Below are 19,535 nucleotides of genomic sequence, written 5' to 3'. Positions count from 1 at the left end.
GGCGATGCCACCCGCGCGTGCGGACTGTCATCCTGCGAGTTTGATCAGAACAGGGACCCGCCCATGTCGACACCGCGTCTGCTCTCCTTCGCCCTGTGCGCCGCGCTCGCCTCCTTCGCCCACGCCGAGGATGCCAAGCCCGCCACGCAGCCGCCGCTCAGCGAGCAGACCGTGCGGTCGGGCGGAACCATGCCGGCCGAGCAGGCGCGCGTGCATTTTGACCACGCGGAGCTGCACTTCAGCGTGGACCCGGCGCAGCAGAGCCTGGACGCCACCGCCAGGCTCACCTTCAGCGCGCGCGAGGCCACCGACGTGCTGCTGTTGGACCTGGACCGCAACCTGGCGATCAGCCGTATCGCGGTGGACGGCAAGACGTTGAACGCCGCGCAGTGGAGCAATCCGGATGGGCGTCTGCGCATCCAGCTGCCCAAGGCCCTGGCCAAGGGCGGCAAAGCCACGGTGGAGATCCACTACGGCGGCAAGCCGCACGTGGCGCAGAAGGCGCCGTGGGACGGCGGCTTCGTGTGGAGCCATACCGAGGATGGCCAGCCGTGGATCGCCACCGCGGTGGAAGGTGAAGGCTGCGACCTGTTCTGGCCGTGCATCGACCACCCGATGGGCAAGCCGGACCTGGTCGACACCTATGTCACCGTGCCCAAGGCGCTGGCCGCGCCGGGCAACGGCGTGCTGGTCGATATCAAGGACCACGGCGCGACGCACACTTATCACTGGCGCGCCAAGCATCCGACCACCTATGCGATCTCGCTCAACATCGGTCCGTTCGAGGTGCTCAAGGGCGACTATCACAGCCGCTACGGCAACACGATCCCGATGCAGATGTGGTACCTGCGTGGCCACGAGGCGCAGGCGAAGCAGTTGTTCGGCGAGTTCCCGCGCATGCTCGACTTCTTCGAGCAGGAGATCGGCCCCTACCCGTTCGGCGACGAGAAGATGGGCGTGGTGGAAACGCCGCATCTGGGCATGGAGCACCAGACCATCAACGCCTACGGCAACGGCTACCCGCGCAGCGAGTACGGCTTCGACTGGCTGCTGCAGCACGAGTTCTCGCACGAGTGGTTCGGCAACCAGGTGACCAATGCCGACTGGGACGACATGTGGCTCCATGAAGGCTTCGGCACCTACATGCAGCCGCTGTACGGCCAATACCTGTACGGCGACATGCCGTATTTCTCGATGCTGCAGAACGAGCGCTCGATGGTGAAGAACGCCTTCCCCATCGTGGCGGGGCGCAGCCAGTTCGAGCATGAGGTGTACGACGCCGAACGCGGCCCCGGCAACGACATCTACTACAAGGGCTCGCTGATGCTGCACACGCTGCGGCAGCTGATCGGCGACCAGGCCTTCTTCGAGAGCGTGCGCCGCCTGGTGTACGGACGCCCCGATCCCAAGCCCGGCAACTTCGCGCCGCATTACGCGACGACACGCGAGTACATCGACATCGTCAACCAGGTGAGCGGGCGCGACCTGGGCTGGTTCTTCGACATCTATCTGCGCCAGTCAGCGCTGCCCCGACTGGAGACGCGCCAGGACGGCAACACGTTGCACGTGCGCTGGCAGGTCCCGCAGGACAAGCCGTTCCCGATGCCAGTGGAGGTGCAGGTCGGCGACAAGCTGGTGACGCTGCCGATGACCAACGGCGAGGGCACGGTCGAGGCGCCAGCCGGCACGCTGGTCATCCTCGATCCGCGCAGCAAGGTGTTGCGCGATATGCCGCACTTTGCCGAGTTCCAGCAGTGGAAGAAGGAGCAGGCGCAGAAGAAGGCCAAGGCGGGGAAGTAAGGCGGCGCTCCTGCAGCGGACATGGAAAAGGCGGCACGATGTGCCGCCTTTTTTCTTGAGGCGAACCTCGGTCTCCACCCCCTCTCCCCTCCGGGGAGAGGGTTGGGGTGAGGGGTGGGTGCTCGCCAGGGAAGTGATTCGAAGCGCGCCCTGAAACAGCGTCATCGCAAGAGTGGCCCCTCACCCTGCCCTCTCCCCATGGGGGAGAGGGAAAAGAAAAAAGCCGGCACATTGTGCCGGCTTTTTTTCTGGGACTAGCCCTTGTCTTCAACTCCCTCTCCCATCCGCAAGAGGGAAAGTCCTTGGCGCTCAATGCGCCGCAGGCGCCTGCTGCGGCTTGTCAGCAGCAGCGGCGGCAGCCGTGCTCGTGCTCGAGTAACGACCGCCATACGGCAGCACTTCCGCCGCCAGCTTGCCATCACCCTTGATCAGGCCCACCGCGTCCGAAAGGATGTGCGCGGTCTCTTCGAGCTGCGGGTCGGCGGCCTTCTTGGCGTCCTTCTCCTGCTTCAGCTCGGCCTTGAGGCTGCGCTCGTTGGCGTTGAGGCCGTCGTCCGAGGCCACATCGTCCTGGCCGTCCACGTCGCCGTCGATGGCCTTGTGGCGGGCGCGGAAGTCGGCCTGGATGGCGTCCTGTTCCTTGCGCTCGGTCTGGCGCTGGGCGAAGTTGAGCGAGATGGTGGTGTTGTCGCGCATCTTCTTGTACTGCGCCAGCTCATCGAGCATCAGCTTCCAGCCCGGCGCGGTGGCCGTACGGGCGTCGTGCTTGGCCTGCAGCGGGGCCAGGTAGGCCTTGAGGTTGGCGACCGGCTTGTAGTCGGCGGACTGGATCTGGGTCCACGGCAGCGCGTTGTCGTAGGTCGACTCGCCGAAGTCCTTCTCGTCGCCGTTCTTGGGGAACTGGATGTCCGGCGTCACGCCGCGCAGCTGGGTGGAGCCGCCGGTGATGCGGAAGAATTCCTGGATGGTCATCTTCAGCTCGCCGAACTGCGGCTTCTCGCTGTTGTTGCGGGTGAAGCGGTCCAGGTCGACCAGGTTCTGCACGGTGCCCTTGCCGAAGGTCGGCTGGCCGATGATCAGGCCGCGGCCGTAGTCCTGGATGGCGGCGGCGAAGATCTCCGACGCCGAGGCGGAACCACGGTTGACCAGCACGGCCAGCGGGCCGCTCCAGGTCATGCCCGGATCGTCGTCACCCTGCACCTGCACTTCACCGCGTGCATCGCGCACCTGCACCACCGGACCCTGGTCGATGAACAGGCCGGTCAGCTCGTTGGCCTCGGCCAGTGAACCACCGCCGTTGTTGCGCAGGTCGACCACGATGGCTTCCACGCCTTCGGCCTTGAGCTCGGTGAGCAGCTTGGCCACGTCGCGGGTAGCGCTCTTGAAGTCCTTGTCGCCCTCGCGGCGGGCGCCGAAATCGGAGTAGAAGCTCGGCAGGTCGATCACGCCGATCTTGCGGGTGACGCCGGCGTCCTTGACCTCGATGACCTTCTTCTTGGCCGCCTGCTCCTCGATGCTCACCTTCTGGCGCACCAGGGAGATCATCTCGTGCTTGCCGTCCACGCCTGCATCAGCCGGGAGGATCTCCAGGCGCACGGTCGTGTTCTTCTTGCCGCGGATGTGCTTGACCACATCGTCCAGGCGCCAGCCGATGACGTCGACCATCGGGCCGGTCTCGCCTTCGCCGATGGCGACGATGCGGTCGCCCACGTGCACCTTGCCGGACTTGGCGGCCGGGCCGGCCGGAACCACTTCGCGGATGGCGGTGTACTCGTCGCGCGCCTGCAGCACCGCGCCGATGCCTTCCAGCGACAGCTTCATGGAGATGTCGAAGTTCTCCGCCGCGCGGGGACCGAGGTAGTCGGTATGCGGGTCGGTGGACTCGGCATAGGCGTTCATGAAGGACTGGAACGCGTCCTCGCCGTCGAGCTGCTTCACGCGGTCGATGTAGCCGGCGTAGCGCTTGTCCAGCGTCTTGCGGATTTCATCGTCGGGCTTGCCGGCCAGCTTCAGGCGCAGCCAGTCGTTCATGGTGCGCTCGCGCCACAGCGTGTCGAGCTCGGCCTGGTCCTTGGGCCACGCCGCGTTCTTGCGGTCGTAGTTGTAGGTCTCGTTGCCCGTGAAGTCGAAGCCCTTGGCGAGCAGGCCGCGCGCGAAGGTCATGCGCTCGATGGCGCGCTGCACGTAGAAGTTGAACATCGAGAACGGACCGGTGAGGTCCTGGTTCCAGATGGCGTCGTCCATCTGCGTGCGCAGCGGCTCAAACTTGGCCAGGTCGGCCTGGGTGAAGAACACCTTCTCGCCGTCGAGGCTTTCCAGGTAGGCCTTGTAGATCTTCCTCGACATCGCGTCGTCGAGCGGCTGCGCGTCGTAATGGAAGCGGGTCAGGAAGCGCGCCGACAACTGCGCCGCCTGCGCCTGCGTGGTGGTGGGCGTCAGTGGCAGCGTGGAGTACTTGCGCGGCGCGTTGTCGCCGGCGAGGTCGGCTGCAGACTGCGCGTGGACACCCGCGCCGGTGACGGCGAGGGCAAGCAGCAGGGCTAGCGAAGGGCGCAGTTTCATAAGGTCTCTGTGAGCTTTCAAGCGTGCTCGGTGACGCCTGCGGCATGGGCCTGCAGGTCGGCGTGGTAGGACGAGCGCACCAGCGGACCGGACGCGACGTGATGGAAGCCCATCGCCTCGCCCGCTTCGCGCAGGGTGTCGAACTCTTCCGGCGTCCAGTAACGGATCACCGGGTGGTGGTGAGGGGTCGGCTGCAGGTACTGGCCGATGGTGATCATTTCCACGTCATGCGCGCGCAGGTCGCGCATGGTTTCCAGCACCTGTTCCATGGTCTCGCCCAGGCCCAGCATGATGCCGGACTTGGTCGGCACGTCCGGGTGCTGCGCCTTGAAGCGCTTGAGCAGGTCCAGCGACCACTGGTAGTCGGCGCCCGGGCGCACTTCACGGTAGAGGTGCGGCACGGTTTCCAGGTTGTGGTTGAACACGTCCGGCGGGAAGTCCTTGAGCACTTCCAGCGCGCGCTCCATGCGACCCTTGCCGCGGAAGTCGGGCGTGAGGATCTCGATCTTGATGTTCGGGCTGGCGTGGCGCGTCGCGCGGATGCACGCGGCGAAGTGCTCGGCGCCGCCGTCGCGCAGGTCGTCGCGGTCTACCGAGGTGATCACCACGTACTTCAGGCGCATGTCGCGGATCGTCTCGGCCAGGCGCGCCGGTTCCATCGGATCGGGCGCGGCCGGCTTGCCGTGGGCCACGTCGCAGAACGAGCAGCGGCGCGTGCACACCTCGCCCAGGATCATGAACGTGGCGGTGCCATGACTGAAGCACTCGTGGATGTTCGGGCACGAGGCTTCCTCGCACACGGTCACCAGCGAGTTTTCGCGCAGGCGCGCCTTCAGCTGCTGCACGGCATTGCCCTGCGGCAGGCGCACGCGGATCCAGCTGGGCTTGCGCAGCGTCGGCACGCTCGTGTCGAAGCCGGCACGATTCATTCCGATCTTGTCGTTACCCACCTGCTTTTCGACGGGGGCCCCGCCAACCACGCTGATCGGGATGACCTTGGAAGTAGACATTTCGCTCATGTAGGCAAACTCAGACCGCTACGCGAGCGGGTAGTTCAGGGAGGATGGGGGCGGCCGGTTCAGCATCGAATCCGAACTGGCGGCAGAACTCCTCCACCAGAGCGTCCTCGACGTCCGACAGGCGCGACGGACCGCCCAAGTCTAACACCTGCGTAACGGCCAAACCCTTGTAGCCGCAAGGGTTGATGCGATGGAACGGCTCCAGGTCCATGTTCACGTTGAAGGCGAGGCCGTGGAAGCTGCAGCCGCGGCGCACCCGCAGGCCTAGGGCGGCCACCTTGGCCCCCGCCACGTAGACGCCCGGAGCGCCCTCCAGCCGTTCGGCGCCGATGTTCCAGTGCGCCAGCGTATCGATCAGGGACTGCTCGATCTTGTTGACCAGCTCGCGCACGCCAACGCCGGCGCGACGCAGGTCGATCAGGGGGTAGCCGACGATCTGGCCGGGTCCGTGGTAGGTCACCTGGCCGCCGCGGTCCACCTGCACCACCGGGATGTCCCCCGGCGCCAGCACGTGCTCTGCCTTGCCGGCCTGGCCCTGGGTGAACACCGGGTCGTGCTCGAGCAGCCACAGCTCGTCAGGGGTGTCGCCGTCGCGATTATTGGTGAACTGGCTCATCGCCTCCCAGGTCGCCGCGTAGGGCTGGCGACCGAGACGACGGACTTTGAGCGGCAGGGACATGGGGAATGGCCTGGAGGCGGGGCTGATTATCTGCGGCCGCGAGACCACCCTTGCAAGGGCAGGAAGTCATCGTCGGCCAGGCGGGCGCGGCCGGCCCGCCTGCCAGGGAGGTCAGAGCGTGTAGCGGATGTCCGGATCGGCCCGCAGGGTCGAGTGGGCGAGGTCGTACTGCTCGCGGGTATCGCAGCGGAAGCTCACGGTCACGGACAGGAAGTTGCCCTCGCGGGAGTGGCGGTGCTTCACCGTCTCGTGAAGGACATGCAGCCCTATCCCCTCCAGGATCTGCGGCACGCGGGCCTTCAGGTCCGCGCTGGCATTGCCCATGGCCGTGATCTCGAACTCGCCAGGGAACTGGAAGCCCTGGCCTTCCTTCTGGGCCTGGATGGTTTCGATATCACGCATCAGCTCACCTCCATCATTTGGCGTCGGGCTTCTTGTCGCTGTGGAACCACAGCATGATGCTGTCCCACAGGCGACCGAAGAAGCCGGCCTGCGGCGCATCGGCCAAGGCCACCAGCGGCACGTTCTGCACCGGCTGGCCGTCCAGCGTGATGTGCAGCGTACCCACCTGCTGGCCCTTGGTGAACGGGGCGACCAGGGTGGCCGGGATGTCCATGGCGGCCTTGAGCTTGTCGTAGTCACCGCGCTTGACCGTGACCAGCACGTCGTTGCTCACGCCGATCGGCAGCTGGTTGGCCTGGCCCTTCCACAGACGCGGCGAGGCCTGCGCCTTGCCAGCGTCATACAGCTTGTGGGTTTCGTAGAAACGGAACCCGTAGTTCATCAGCGCCAGCGCGGCGTCGGCGCGGGCCTTCTCGTTGGAAGCGCCCATCACGATGGCGATCATGCGTGAATCGCCCTGCTTGGCCGAAGCGGCCAGGCAGTAGCCGGCGGCTGCGGTGTGGCCGGTCTTGATGCCGTCCACGGTGTTGTCGCGCCACAAAAGCAGGTTGCGGTTGTGCTGCTTGATGCCGTTCCACTCGAAATCCTTGATCGCCGAGATCGCATAGTCCTCGGGGAAGTCATGAATCAGCGCACGCGACAGGAGCGCGATGTCGCGCGCCGTCGTGTAGTGGTTGGCGATCGGGTAGCCGGAGGCGTTCTCGAAGTTCGAATTGGTCATGCCCAGCTGCTTGGCATAGGCATTCATCAGGTTGGCGAACGCCGGCTCGGAGCCGGCGGTGTGCTCGGCCAGCGCGATCGCGGCATCGTTGCCGGACTGGATGATCAGGCCGTACAGCAGATCCTTCAGCGGCACCTGGCTGTCAAGCTTGAGGAAGCTGGTGGAGCCGTCGGTGGCCGCGCCGCCGCCGCGCCAGGCGTTCTCGCTGATGGTGACCGGATCGGTCATCTTGATCTTGCCGTTGGCGATCTCGGCCGAGACCACGTAGTCGGTCATGATCTTGGTGATCGAGGCCGGCTCCACGCGCAGGTCCGGATCCTTCGACGCCAGCACCTGGCCGGTGGCGTAATCCATCAGCACCCAGGTCTTGCCATCCACGTCCGGCGGCGGAGGCACCGGCGCCTCGGGCATCACCGGGCGCGGCACGGGCACGGGCTTCGGCGGGGTCTGCTGGGCGAAGGCGCTGCCAACGACCAGGGCGGCGACGGCTAACGAGGACAGGGTACGGCGGATCAGCTTCATCGTTCGGTTCAATCCAGTGCAGTATGGCGGCGCGTGAGACGCCGCCGGAATTTCAAAACGTCAGTCTACCGCGACCTGCGGCCTCGGCAGCCCCATGCCCTCAATGCGCGAGGTGACATCGTCGGCCTGGTCGACGCTGGCCAGGGGGCCAACGCGCACACGACGGATGTTGCGGCCGTTGATTTGCGCATCCACCACCTGTACCGGCGCAAAATTTGCGGCCCTCAATTGCTGGGCCACCCGCTCGGCGTTGTTGACGTCGGAGAATGCACCGACCTGCAGGTAGATTCCTGGCCCCGCGCTGGCAGGTTTGGGCGGCGGAGGTGGCGGCGGCAGCGCCTGGGCGGTGAGCGGTTGCGACGGATCGATGGCCCGTACCTCGACCAGGCCGGTGCCCTTGGGCCACACGCCGATTTTCACCGCAGCGGCATAGGACAGGTCGATCAGGCGGTTCTCGTGGAACGGGCCGCGATCGTTGATGCGCACGATCACGCTCTTGCCGTTCTCCAGGTTCGTCACCCGCGCATAGCTCGGCAGCGGCAGCGTCTTGTGCGCGGCGGTGAACTGGTACATGTCGTAGTCCTCCAGGCTGGAGGTCTTGTACCCGTGGAATTTGTTGCCATAGAACGAGGCGATGCCGCGCTCGACATAGCCGCCCGGGCTGGTCAGCACGTTGTAGGTCTGGCCCAGCACGGTGTACGGCGACTTGTTGCCGTACAGCGCGCGCGGCTCCACCTTCGGCACCGGCTCGGGAATCTTGTCGACGACTTCCGGCGGCAACGGATCGGGCACGCTGTCGCTGCCGTCGCGATAGCGGCTGCCCTGCGGCCGGCTGATGTCATCGTTGATGCCGCCACGAGCGCTGCCGCTGCTCGACGAGCTACTGCGGGACACGCTGCCGCCATGACTGGAGGAGGGTCGGGTCTTGCCGCTGCTGCATCCGGCGAGCAGCGCGATGAACAGGAGGGGCAGCGCCAGCTGCCACTTCATTGCGTGGATTCCGACACACCTGCCCCCTCGGCGATCGCCTGCGCCAGCTGGTGCACCGCCAGGGCGTAGAGCGGACTGCGGTTGTACGTGGTGATCACGTAGAAATTCTGGAAGGTGAACCAGTATTCCATGCCGTCAGCGCCGTCCAGCGACTGCAGGCTGCTGGGCTGGCCGGGGTTCATGTGCTGCAGCGGCGCGTAGCCCCAGGCTTCCAGCTGCTCCACCGGCCATTGCGGCTTGGAATCCTTCACGCTGATCGCCCGCGCCGCGCCATCGGCCTGCGCCCGCGCGGCCACGGGGCCGCCGGCCTGCCAACCGTGTTTGGCGAAGTAGTTGGCGATGCTGGCGAAGATGTCGGGCAGCGAGTTTTTCAGGTCGATGCGGCCGTCGCCATCGGCGTCCACGCCGAAGTCGCGGATGCTGGAGGGCATGAACTGGCCCCAGCCCTGCGCGCCGGCGTAGGAGCCGGTGAGCGTGTCCACCGGTCCGGCCAGTTGCGAGTCGGGCAGTTCGAGCAGCGTCTTGAGCTGGTCGCGGAAGAACGTGGCGCGCGGCGGGTAGTACAGGCCCAGCGTCACCAGCGCATCGAGCACCTTGTACTTGCCGGTGTTGCGGCCGTAGGAGGTCTCCACGCCGATGATGGCCACGATGTATTCCGGCGCCACGCCGTACTGCTGGCCGATGCGCTCGAGCAACTCGCGATGCTCGCGGTAGAACGCGATGCCGTCGTTGATGCGCTGCGGCGTGAGGAAGATCGGGCGGTAGTCCCGCCACGGCTTGGCTTCGGCCGGGCGGCTGATCGCATCGAGGATGCTTTGCTGCATCTTCGCGCCATCGAGCAGGGAGTTGAGGGCCTGCGGATCCTTGCCGGTATCGCGCGCCACCTCGCTGACCAGTTGGCCCTGGCCAGGATGGGTTTCTGCAAGGGCTGGCATGCTTGCCGCGGCGAAGAGCAGGCCCAGCGAGGCGAAGAGGCGACGAGTCGGGAGCGACGCGGGGATCAAGCGCATGTAGGACTTCGCTGCGTGAACGGCTTCGGCGCAAAGCCTAGCACGCGGAACGCATGAAAACCGGTGTCTTTTGGCGTGTCAGGTCGCGCACAGCTTGCACGATCGACGAAGCTCAGTCGTGCATCTTCCGGTTCGCGTAGATCGACATCAGCACGCCGAATCCGGTGAGCAGCGACACCGCCGAGGTGCCGCCGTAGCTGACCAGCGGCATCGGCACGCCCACCACTGGCAGCATGCCGGACACCATGCCGCCGTTGACGAACACGTACACGAAGAAGCTCATGCCGATGGCGCCGGCCAGCAGGCGCGAATAGGTGTCGCGCGCTTCCATCGCGATCCACAGGCAACGACCGATGATGAAGGCGTACAGCAGCATCAGCGCGGCGACGCCGACCAGGCCGAACTCCTCGGAGAACACCGCGAAGATGAAGTCGGTGGTGTGCTCGGGCAGGAAGTCCAGGCGCGACTGCGTGCCGTGCTGCCAGCCCTTGCCCCACACGCCGCCCGAGCCCACGGCGATCTGCGACTGGATGATGTGCCAGCCGTTGCCCAGCGGGTCGGATTCCGGGTTGAGCAGGGTCAGCACGCGGTTGCGCTGGTAGTCGTGCAGGAAATGCCAGGCCACCGGGACCATCGATCCCGCCACGGCCAGCAGGCTGCCGATCTTCCACCAGGCCATGCCCGACAGGAACAGCGCAAACGCGCCAGCGGCCGACACCAGCAAGGCGGTGCCGAGGTCGGGCTGCTCGGCGATGAGGCCCGCGGGAATCGCGATCAGGATGCCGACCACGATGATGTCCTTCCAGCGCGGCGGCAGCTGGCGGGGATGCAGGTACCAGGCCACCATCATCGGCATGGTGAGCTTGAGCAGCTCGGAGGGCTGGAACGACATCACGCCCAGGTTGAGCCAGCGCTTGGAACCGCTGCGCACCTCGCCCAAGGCCGCCACCACCAGCAACAGCATCACGCTGCCGGCATACAGCCAGGGCGTCCAACTGCGCAGCACGGGTGGCGGGATGCGCGAGATCAGCAGCACCAGCAAGGCGCCCATGACGAAGCGGGCGGCCTGGCCAATGATCATCGCCATGTTGCCGCCGCTGGCGCTGTACAGCGTCATCAGGCCGGCCGCCGACAGCAACAGCAGTCCGAAAGCCAGCGGCAGGTCGATGCGCGGCCGCGTCATGGCGCGGCGCAGCCAGTGCTGCAAGCGTGCCTGGAGGGCGTCGATCATGGGTTGCCTCCGTCTTCCGGCGCGGTGTTGCTGGGCGTTTCCGGCGGCGGACCTGCCGGCATGTCGGCGGGCGTCGCCACCGGGGTGTCTTCGGGCTCGTCCGGCGCGCTGCTCGCGACGCCAATCGCCGATTCGGGCACGTTCTTCGCCGGCACGGCGCCACCCTGCGCAGCCAGCCACGCCTCCATCACCTTGCGCACGATGGGACCGGAGTCCTGCGCGCCCCAGGCGCCCGCTTCCAGCATCGCCACCACCGCGATGCGCGGCGCATCGGTGGGCGTATAGGCCATGAACCAGGCGCGGTGGCGCGCGGCGAGGTAGGCGGTGTTCTTGTTGGTGTCGTAGTCGTTGCTGCGGCGGGAGAAACGCTCTGCCGTACCGCTCTTGCCGGCCACCACATAGGGGAAGCCGGTGAACTGGCCCTTGGCGGTACCGCCGGTGATCACCGCCTCCATGCCCTGGTTGACCACGTTCCACTCGCTGGGTTTGTGGATCAGCGAGGGCCCGCTGGCGGGATTGGGCAGCGGCACGGGGCGCTCCTTCACGGCGGCCGTGGCCATCACCAGTCGCGGCTCATACGGCGTGCCGTGGCCGGCGAAGGTGGCGATGGCGTGGGCCAGCTGCAGCGGGGTCACGTTCCAGTAGCCCTGGCCGATGCCCGCGAGCACGGTCTCGCCCGGGAACCACCCGTACTTGCTGCGCGTGGCCTTCCACTCGCGCGACGGCAGGATGCCCACCGCTTCGCCCTGCAGATCGATGCCGGTCTTCTTGCCGAAACCGAGGCTGCCCATCCAGCTGCTGAGCCGATCGATGCCCATGTCCAGCGCGAGTTTGTAGAAGTACGTGTTGGTCGACTTCTCAATCGCCCGCACCATATTCACCGTGCCGTCGCCCCCGCGCGTGTCGTCGCGATAGCAGCGCTGCTGTCCGGGTATGCAGAACTCACCGGTCGACAACACCGTGTCCTCCGGCCGACGGATGCCGTATTCCAGGCCGCCCAGGGCCAGGAACGGCTTCACCGTCGAGCCCGGTGGGTAAGCGCTCTTCATCGCGCGGTTCAGCAGTGGCTTGTCTTCGTCCGTCATGTATCCGGTGTAGTCCGCCTTGCTGATGCCATTGACGAACAAGTTGGGGTCGAAGCTGGGCACGCTGACCATGGCCAGCACCTGGCCATTGCGTGGGTCGATCGCCACCGAGGCGCCGGGTCGGCCCTGGAACGCTTCGGTGGCGGCCTTCTGCACGCGCACGTCGATGCTCAGATAGAGGTTCTTGCCCGGCACAGGCGCATGCGTCTCCAGCACGCGCTGGACGCGGCCGTCTGCGTTGACCTCGACCAGCTCGTAGCCGGGCTCGCCGTGCAGCATGTCCTCGTAGGAACGCTCCAGGCCGCTGCGACCCACGTGGCTGGTGCCCTTGTAGCGGTCGGCGTCCAGATGGTTGAGATCATCGGCGTCGATGCGCCCCACATAACCCACGACGTGGGCGAACAAGGGCCCATAGGGGTAGCGCCGCGTCAGGTACGGAACGACGTCCACGCCGGGAAACCGCCAGCGGTTGATGGCGAAGCGCGCGATCTCATCCTCGGTGAGGTGCAGCTTGAGCGGCACGCTGTCGAAGCGGCGGTTCTGCTTGAGCTGTTTCCTGAAAGCATCAAGGTCATCGTCGCCCAGCGGCACGACCTCGCGGATATGCTCCAGCATGCCCTTCATGTCCGACACCTGCTCGGGCACCACTTCCAGGCGGAAGGCCGGCACGTTGTCGGCCAACAGCACGCCGTTGCGGTCGAAGATCAGGCCGCGCGCCGGCGGAATCGCCCGCGGCTTGACGCGATTGTTCTCCGAGCGCAGCGCGAACTCGTCATGACGCTGCACCTGCAGGTAGGAGTAGCGCGCGACCAGCGTGCCCAGGCCGATCAGGATCAGCAGGAACCCGACCACGGCGCGCACGCGGAACAGCGTGGCCTCGCCGCGGGAATCCTTGATCGAGCGTCGCTTCATGCCCATGGCGGTCACTGGATCCGCAGGCGCAGGCGCAGGTCGTCCATGAGCAGGAACAGGAACGGCCACAGCGCAGCGCCGACAAACGGCGAGATCCACCACGTGGCCGGCGGCAGCGACTCACCGGCGAACGTACGCACGATCAGCAGCAGCACGCGGTCGTTGAGCAACAGGGCCAGCACGGCCAGGGTCTGCTGCCACATCGGGAAAAAGCGCAGCCGCGAGCGGAATCGCAGCGCGATGAACACCATCGCGCACAGGCGCATGGCCTGCTCGCCCAGCAACACGCCGTCGAGCAGATCCGCCGACAGGCCGACGATGAAGGCCAGTCCGAGGTTCACCCGCGCATCGCCCTCCTCAAGCGCCCAGTACAACAGGAACAGCGCTGGCCAGTACGGCTTGAACGGCTGCAACGGCGCCGGCAGCGGCACCAGCATGGACAGCAGGGCGAACACCAGCGATCCGACAAACCAGAGCAAGCTGGCGCGTTGCTTGTTCATGGCTGCACCGCCTGGGTGGTACTGGCCGCCGGGGCGGCATTGGGGCCGGCATCGGCTGCACGCGCTGGCGCAGGCGCACTGCCCGCAGACGCGGGGACCGGCGCCGGAGCAAGCTCGGCCGGCGGGCCGGCCGGCGAGGCCGGCTCGGGCGGACCGACTGGCTCGGCCAGGTCGTGCAGCAACAGCACGTCCTCGCTTCGGTCCAGGTCAGCCGTCGGCCGCGCCTTGCCTTCCAGGAACATGCCCGACGCCGCCGGTTCCACGCTGCGGATCTCGCCGACCGGGAAGCCCGGAGGGAAACGGCCGCCGAGGCCGGAGGTCAGCAGCTTGTCACCCGGGTGCACGTCGGCCGCCATGGAGATGTTGGGCAGGCTGAGCAGCCCGCCGTCGCGCGAGCCATAGGCCACGGTGCGCAGGCCGGTGCGCTCGATCACCACCGGAATGGCGTGATCGGGGTCGGTCACCAGCATCACCAGCGAGGTGCGCGGCATCACTTCGACCACCTGGCCCATCACGCCGTGCGCGTCGATCACCACCTGACCGGTCTTCACCCCGTCGCGGGAACCGACATTGATCAGCATGCGATGGCGCGCCGTGCCCAGGTCCACATCGATGACGCGGGCCAGCTGCACGTTGAGATCGAGACTGTGCTGGGTGTCGAGCAGTCCCTTCAGGCGCTGGTTCTGCACGGCCACGGCAGCCATGCGGTTGAGCTTGGCGTTGGCCAGCAACAGATCCTCGCGCAGACGCTGGTTCTGCTCGGTGAGGCGATTACGATCGGCGAAAGCCACGCTGGCCGCGCGCATGCCGGCCGCCGGCATGCTGGCCAGACGGTAGACCGGCTCAACCAGCACTGACGTCGTATAGCGCAGCCGCCAGATCCAGCCGTTGCGATGGTCGAGCACCATCAGCACCATGGCCAGCGCAAGATAAAAGATGAGCCTGAGCGTCCCGGCAACCGTGCCGGCGAACAGGGGCGAGGATTCCTCGCGCGCAAGCGCCATGGCTTAACCCGCCCCTGTCGTATGAATTACTCGGGAGCGAAGAAATCGCTGCCGTGCTGGTCGATCAGCTCCAGCGCCTTGCCGCCGCCACGGGCCACGCAAGTCAGCGGTTCATCGGCCACCTGCACGTGCAGGCCGGTTTCCTCGGAAATGAGACGATCCAGGTCGCGCAGCAGGGCGCCGCCACCGGTGAGCACGATGCCGCGTTCGGCCACGTCGGAGCACAGCTCCGGCGGGGTCTGCTCCAGCGCGGACTTCACCGCGGCCACGATGCCCGACAGCGGCTCGTGCAGCGCTTCCAGCACTTCGTTGGAGTTGATGGTGAACATGCGCGGCACGCCTTCCGCCAGGTTACGGCCGGAGATCTCGATCTCCTTGACGTTGGTCTGCGGGAAGGCGCAACCGATTTCAAGCTTGATGCGCTCGGCGGTCGACTCGCCGATCAGAGTGCCATGGTTGCGGCGCACGTAATTGATGATGGCCTCGTCGAAGCGGTCGCCACCCACGCGCACAGACTGCGAGTAGACGATGCCGTTGAGCGAGATCACCGCCACCTCGGAGGTGCCGCCGCCGATATCGAGCACCATCGAGCCGCGCGCCTCATGCACCGGGATGCCGGCGCCGATCGCAGCGGCCATCGGCTCCTCGATCAGGAACACGTCGCGGGCGCCGGCGCCTTCGGCCGATTCCTTGATGGCGCGACGCTCCACCTGGGTGGAGCCGCAGGGCACGCAGACCAGCACGCGCGGGCTGGGGCGCAGCATGCGCGAGCGGTGCACCTGCTTGATGAAATGCTGCAGCATCGCCTCGGTCATGGAGAAGTTGGCGATCACGCCATCCTTCATCGGACGCACGGTGGCGATATTGCCGGGGGTACGGCCCAGCATGCGCTTGGCCTCGCTACCCACCGCGGCGACTGCACGAGGGCCGCCCGGACCACGATCCTGGCGGATCGCCACCACCGACGGCTCGTTCAGGACAATGCCCTGGCCCCGCACATAAATGAGGGTGTTGGCCGTGCCAAGGTCGATCGAGATGTCGTTGGAAAAGAATCCGCGAAACTTCTTGAACATGGGTCCGCCGCGCGCCGGCTCTGGCTAAAAAGTAAGCGGGCCAGTCTAGTCAGCAAACCCCGGGATCGCAAGGCCAATCTCGTTAAGAAAGCCTTTGCATACGCGATGATATGCGCGTTTTTGACGATCGGTCGCCCCGCACCATATCGCAAGAAAGTCGCGGGCGGAGCCGGATGCCGGTATGATCGGGAACTTTGAGCCGGGCGGATTCCCATGCCGCCTGTCCTGTCCGTCCAACTGCCAGGGAACCTCCTCGCACCATGTCTGCCGTCATCTGCGGATCGCTCGCCTACGACACCATCATGGTGTTCCAGGACCAGTTCAAGAATCACATCCTGCCCGACCAGGTCCACATCCTGAATGTGTCCTTCCTGGTGCCGCGGATGCGTCGCGAATTTGGCGGCTGCGCCGGCAACATCGCCTACAACCTCAAGCTGCTGGGCGCCGACCCGCTGCCGGTGGCGACGGTTGGCCAGGACTTCGGTCCGTACCGCGCCCACATGCAGAAGTACGGCATTCGGCTGGACTACGTGCGCGAGTTCGACGACCAGTTCACCCCGCAGTGCTTCATCACCACGGACCTGGACAACAACCAGATCACCGCCTTCCATCCGGGCGCGATGCTGAGCGCGCACACCAACCATGTGCGCGATATCCCGGAGATCAGCTTCGCCATCGTGGCTCCCGACAGCCGCGACGCGATGCTGCAACACGTCGACGAGTTCGCCGCGCGCGGCGTGCCCTTCATCTTCGACCCGGGCCAGGCGATGCCGCTGTTCGACGGCGCCGAGTTCCGCTCGATGATCGAGAAGGCCACCTACGTCATCGTCAATGACTACGAGTCGCAGCTCCTCCAGCAGCGCACCGGCTGGACCGCGCAGGAGATCGCTTCGCGCGTGACGGCCTATATCGTGACGCAGGGTCCGCGCGGCTCGCTGATCTACACCGATGGCACGACGCACGAAATCCCCGCCGCGCGCGAGCGCCAAGTGGTCGATCCCACCGGTTGCGGCGATGCTTATCGCGCCGGCCTGATCTTCGGCATCATGCGCGGCAAGGACTGGCCGACCGCCGGCCGCATGGCTTCGCTGATGGGCGCCCTGAAAGTTGAGCACCCGGGCACGCAGAACCAGCACTTTGATTACGCGCAGTTTGCGGCGGAGTTCAAGGAACAGTTCGGCTACGCGCTGGATTGATTTTCGGAAGGGCGCTTAGGCGCCCTTCTTCGTCGCTGCACTATTCGCTGTCCAGCCTTGCACGTGCAGCATTGAGTGCAATGCGAGCGGCGCATCCAACGGGTGGCCTTGTTCGCCATCCCTACGCACCGCCAACGACGCGCTCAGAACGCTGAGTGGGAGCTATCCGTCTACGTGTGCCTCCCCTCACCGTCATCCCAGCGAAGGCTGGGATCCAGAGGCTTTCGCTCCTGGTCTTACGCTGCAGCGACGATGCTCGCCTGCGGCGCGGTCAATTCGAAGGCGAAGGGCAAAGTCACTGGCTCCCTGCTTTCGCAGGGATGACGAGCAGGAGGCGCGTCGATGGAATGACGGCATGACTGCGAGGGCCACGCAGACTCAACGCACTCGAAATCCCATCGTGGCATTCACCGCATCCTGCCACCCACGATAAAGCCGCTCCCGATCGCGCTCGGCCATCGACGGCACGAATCGCCGGTCCACCTGCCACAGGCCCGCGATCTCATCGCAATCCTTCCAGAAACCGACGGCCAACCCCGCCAGGTAAGCCGCCCCAAGCGCCGTCGTCTCCTGCACTCGCGGTCGCAGCACCGGTACACCCAGCATGTCGCTCTGGAACTGAGCCATGAAATCATTGGCGATCGCGCCACCATCGGCGCGCAACTCCTTCAAGGCGATGCCCGCATCTGCCTCCATCGCGGTCAGCACATCCCGCGACTGGTAGGCCATCGACTCCAGTGCGGCGCGCACGAAGTGTTCCTTGGTGGTCCCGCGGCTGAGCCCGAAGATGGCGCCGCGCACATCGCTCTGCCAATACGGCGCGCCAAGACCGACGAAGGCCGGCACCATGTAGACGCCGTCGCTGGAAGGCACGCGGTCTGCATACGCCTGCGAGTCGCTGGCCTTGCCCAGCATGCGCAGGCCATCGCGCAGCCACTGGATCACCGAGCCGGCCACGAAGATGCTTCCCTCGAGGGCATAGTCGACGCGATCACCCAGCTGCCAGGCGATAGTCGTCAGCAAACCGTGCTGTGAGGGCACGGCCTGCCCGCCGGTGTGCATCAACATGAAGCAACCGGTGCCGTAGGTGTTCTTGGCCATGCCGGGCGCGAAACAGCCCTGCCCAAACAGCGCCGCCTGCTGATCCCCGGCGACGCCGGCGATCGGCACGCGCGCACCGAAGAATTGCGTTGGCGCGGTGTGCGCATACACCTCGCTGCTGGAACGGAGCTCAGGCAGCATCGCGCGCGGGATGCGCAGCATATGCAGCAGATCGTCGTCCCATTGGCGCCGATGGATATCGTAGAGCAACGTGCGGGCTGCATTGCTCGCGTCTGTGACGTGCGCCGCACCGCCACTGAGGTTCCAGATCAGCCAGCTGTCGATGGTGCCGAACAGCAGTTCGCCCCGCTCGGCGCGCTGCTGCGCGCCATCCACGTGATCTAGGATCCAGCGCAGCTTGGTCGCCGAAAAATACGCATCGATCAAAAGGCCGGTGCGTTCTCGCACGAGCGCCTCGTGACCCTCACGCCGCAGCTGCTCGCAGATACCCAGGCTTTGGCGCGATTGCCACACGATGGCGTTGTGGATCGGCTGACCGGTGGCGCGATCCCACACCACCGTCGTCTCGCGCTGGTTGGTGATGCCGATCGCTGCAATCTCAGCAAGCTCCACCCGGGTGTTGGCGAGCAGTTCGGTCACTGTCACCAACACACTGGTCAGGATGTCGCGCGGGTTGTGTTCGACCCAGCCCGGTTCGGGAAAAATCTGCGCGAACTCGCGTTGCGCGGAGCCGACCACGGAGCCCACGTGATCGAACAGGATCGCACGGGAGCTGGTGGTGCCCTGGTCCAAGGCAAGGATGTAGCGCCGTTCCACGCAGAGGGACTCCATCGCCAGGTGGCCGAGGGGCCAAGCGTAGCAACAACGCCGGGCCCGGCGCGCGGCGCACCGGGCCTGAATTTCAATGATGGGCGAGCTTGGCGTTCGGTTGCATGACGCGGTCGATGAAGGCCAGAGCCAGCGCCGAGACCACGAAGGCCAGGTGCAGCAAAACCTGCCACATGATGGTCTGCGGATTGAGCGTATCAGCCTTGATGAAGGTGGCCAGCAGGTGGATGGACGAAATGCCGATGATCGCCATCGCCAGCTTCACCTTAAGCACGGTCGCGTTCACATGTGACAGCCATTCCGGCTGGTCAGGGTGGTCTTCGAGCTTCAGACGCGACACAAACGTTTCGTAGCCACCGACGATCACCATCACCAGCAGGTTGGAGATCATCACCACGTCGATCAGGCCCAGCACAGTGAGCATGATCGTGGTCTCGGCACTGTCAGCGTTCACGCCATCGCCGAGATGACCGAACAAGGTGGCGTCGACTAGGTGCCACAGCTCGCGCAGGAACTGCACCACGTAGATGGCCTGGGCCACGATCAGGCCCAGATATAGAGGCAGCTGCAACCAGCGCGAAGAGAAGATCAGATAGGGAAGCGGACCGAGGCGGCTCGTGGAAGGAGTCGTCATGTACATCACAACAGCTGGGGGACAGCTGATGATGATCGCAAATTATTGCGTCAAGCTGCGCACAGGACATCGATGGTGTTCAGGCGCCGGATGGCTGAGAAGCAACGTACATTCGGTTGCGCAAGCTCGCGCATGCACCGCAACGTCGTGCGCCTGGTGAGCGCACGTAGTGCGCGACGCGATGTGCGGAGTGCGGAGTGCGGAGTGCGGAGCGGCATGAGGTGGGCGCCTTCGCGCGCGCGGATTTTTCTCGCGCACAAAGACAAACGCCTTCCCGGATGGGAAGGCGTTTGAGGGATAAAGCC

16 protein-coding genes are annotated in these 19,535 nt (G+C 65.8%); 2 read left to right on the top strand and 14 right to left on the bottom strand.

Features of this window, described 5'->3' with window-relative positions; translation table 11 throughout:
- Nucleotides 1–63 precede the first annotated feature (63 nt).
- The gene (locus DVT68_RS19745; protein ID WP_114826948.1) at nt 64–1,800 is read left to right on the top strand and encodes a M1 family metallopeptidase; all 1,737 of its coding nucleotides are present in this window, start codon (nt 64–66) and stop codon (nt 1,798–1,800) included.
- Nucleotides 1,801–2,109: 309 nt separating this feature from the next.
- Here DVT68_RS19745 and DVT68_RS19740 read toward each other — a convergent pair whose 3' ends face one another.
- From DVT68_RS19740 to DVT68_RS19685, 12 genes are all read right to left on the bottom strand, one after another.
- The gene (locus DVT68_RS19740; protein ID WP_114826935.1) at nt 2,110–4,362 is read right to left on the bottom strand and encodes a carboxy terminal-processing peptidase; all 2,253 of its coding nucleotides are present in this window, start codon (nt 4,360–4,362) and stop codon (nt 2,110–2,112) included.
- Between the two features lie 17 nt (nt 4,363–4,379).
- Nucleotides 4,380–5,381 (bottom strand): lipoyl synthase, encoded by a 1,002-nt coding sequence (gene lipA / locus DVT68_RS19735; RefSeq protein ID WP_114826934.1) that lies wholly within the window; start codon nt 5,379–5,381, stop codon nt 4,380–4,382.
- A 10-nt stretch (nt 5,382–5,391) separates the two neighbouring features.
- On the bottom strand, nt 5,392–6,060 hold the full coding sequence (lipB, locus tag DVT68_RS19730; RefSeq protein WP_114826933.1) for a lipoyl(octanoyl) transferase LipB: 669 nt from the start codon (nt 6,058–6,060) through the stop codon (nt 5,392–5,394).
- A 111-nt stretch (nt 6,061–6,171) separates the two neighbouring features.
- A complete protein-coding gene (locus DVT68_RS19725) occupies nt 6,172–6,462 on the bottom strand; it encodes a YbeD family protein (RefSeq protein WP_114826932.1) in 291 nt (96 codons plus the stop codon).
- 13 nt (nt 6,463–6,475) lie between these two features.
- On the bottom strand, nt 6,476–7,705 hold the full coding sequence (locus tag DVT68_RS19720; protein ID WP_114826931.1) for a D-alanyl-D-alanine carboxypeptidase family protein: 1,230 nt from the start codon (nt 7,703–7,705) through the stop codon (nt 6,476–6,478).
- A gap of 60 nt (nt 7,706–7,765) precedes the next feature.
- On the bottom strand, nt 7,766–8,695 hold the full coding sequence (locus tag DVT68_RS19715) for a septal ring lytic transglycosylase RlpA family protein (protein ID WP_114826930.1): 930 nt from the start codon (nt 8,693–8,695) through the stop codon (nt 7,766–7,768).
- On the bottom strand, nt 8,692–9,705 hold the full coding sequence (gene mltB, locus DVT68_RS19710; RefSeq protein ID WP_114826929.1) for a lytic murein transglycosylase B: 1,014 nt from the start codon (nt 9,703–9,705) through the stop codon (nt 8,692–8,694). The genes DVT68_RS19715 and mltB overlap by 4 nt, the downstream gene beginning before the upstream one ends.
- 112 nt (nt 9,706–9,817) lie before the next feature.
- Nucleotides 9,818–10,936, bottom strand: a complete 1,119-nt coding sequence (gene rodA / locus DVT68_RS19705) for a rod shape-determining protein RodA (RefSeq protein ID WP_114826928.1) — start codon at nt 10,934–10,936, stop codon at nt 9,818–9,820.
- Nucleotides 10,933–12,933, bottom strand: coding sequence for a penicillin-binding protein 2 (mrdA, locus tag DVT68_RS19700; RefSeq protein ID WP_114826947.1), 2,001 nt, complete (start codon nt 12,931–12,933; stop codon nt 10,933–10,935). Before mrdA ends, rodA begins: the two co-directional genes overlap by 4 nt.
- Nucleotides 12,934–12,944: 11 nt before the next feature.
- Nucleotides 12,945–13,433, bottom strand: coding sequence for a rod shape-determining protein MreD (gene mreD, locus DVT68_RS19695; protein ID WP_114826927.1), 489 nt, complete (start codon nt 13,431–13,433; stop codon nt 12,945–12,947).
- Nucleotides 13,430–14,437 (bottom strand): rod shape-determining protein MreC, encoded by a 1,008-nt coding sequence (mreC, locus tag DVT68_RS19690; protein WP_114826926.1) that lies wholly within the window; start codon nt 14,435–14,437, stop codon nt 13,430–13,432. The genes mreD and mreC overlap by 4 nt, the downstream gene beginning before the upstream one ends.
- Before the next feature lie 26 nt (nt 14,438–14,463).
- Nucleotides 14,464–15,510 carry a rod shape-determining protein gene (locus DVT68_RS19685; protein WP_114826925.1) on the bottom strand — a complete coding sequence of 349 codons (1,047 nt, stop codon included), beginning with the start codon at nt 15,508–15,510 and terminating at the stop codon, nt 14,464–14,466.
- Between the two features lie 260 nt (nt 15,511–15,770).
- On the opposite strand from DVT68_RS19685, the gene DVT68_RS19680 reads away from it, so the two are divergent.
- Nucleotides 15,771–16,706 carry a carbohydrate kinase family protein gene (locus DVT68_RS19680; protein WP_114826924.1) on the top strand — a complete coding sequence of 312 codons (936 nt, stop codon included), beginning with the start codon at nt 15,771–15,773 and terminating at the stop codon, nt 16,704–16,706.
- Nucleotides 16,707–17,084: 378 nt separating this feature from the next.
- Here DVT68_RS19680 and glpK read toward each other — a convergent pair whose 3' ends face one another.
- Entirely contained in the window at nt 17,085–18,599 is a 1,515-nt protein-coding gene (gene glpK / locus DVT68_RS19675) for a glycerol kinase GlpK (RefSeq protein WP_425477542.1), read from the bottom strand.
- Nucleotides 18,600–18,669: 70 nt separating this feature from the next.
- Nucleotides 18,670–19,230, bottom strand: a complete 561-nt coding sequence (locus DVT68_RS19670; protein WP_114826946.1) for a TIGR00645 family protein — start codon at nt 19,228–19,230, stop codon at nt 18,670–18,672.
- Nucleotides 19,231–19,535: the final 305 nt, after the last annotated feature.

Source organism: Dyella solisilvae (genome assembly GCF_003351225.1).
Taxonomy (GTDB): domain Bacteria; phylum Pseudomonadota; class Gammaproteobacteria; order Xanthomonadales; family Rhodanobacteraceae; genus Dyella; species Dyella solisilvae.
This window is presented reverse-complemented; position numbering and strand designations above follow the sequence as displayed.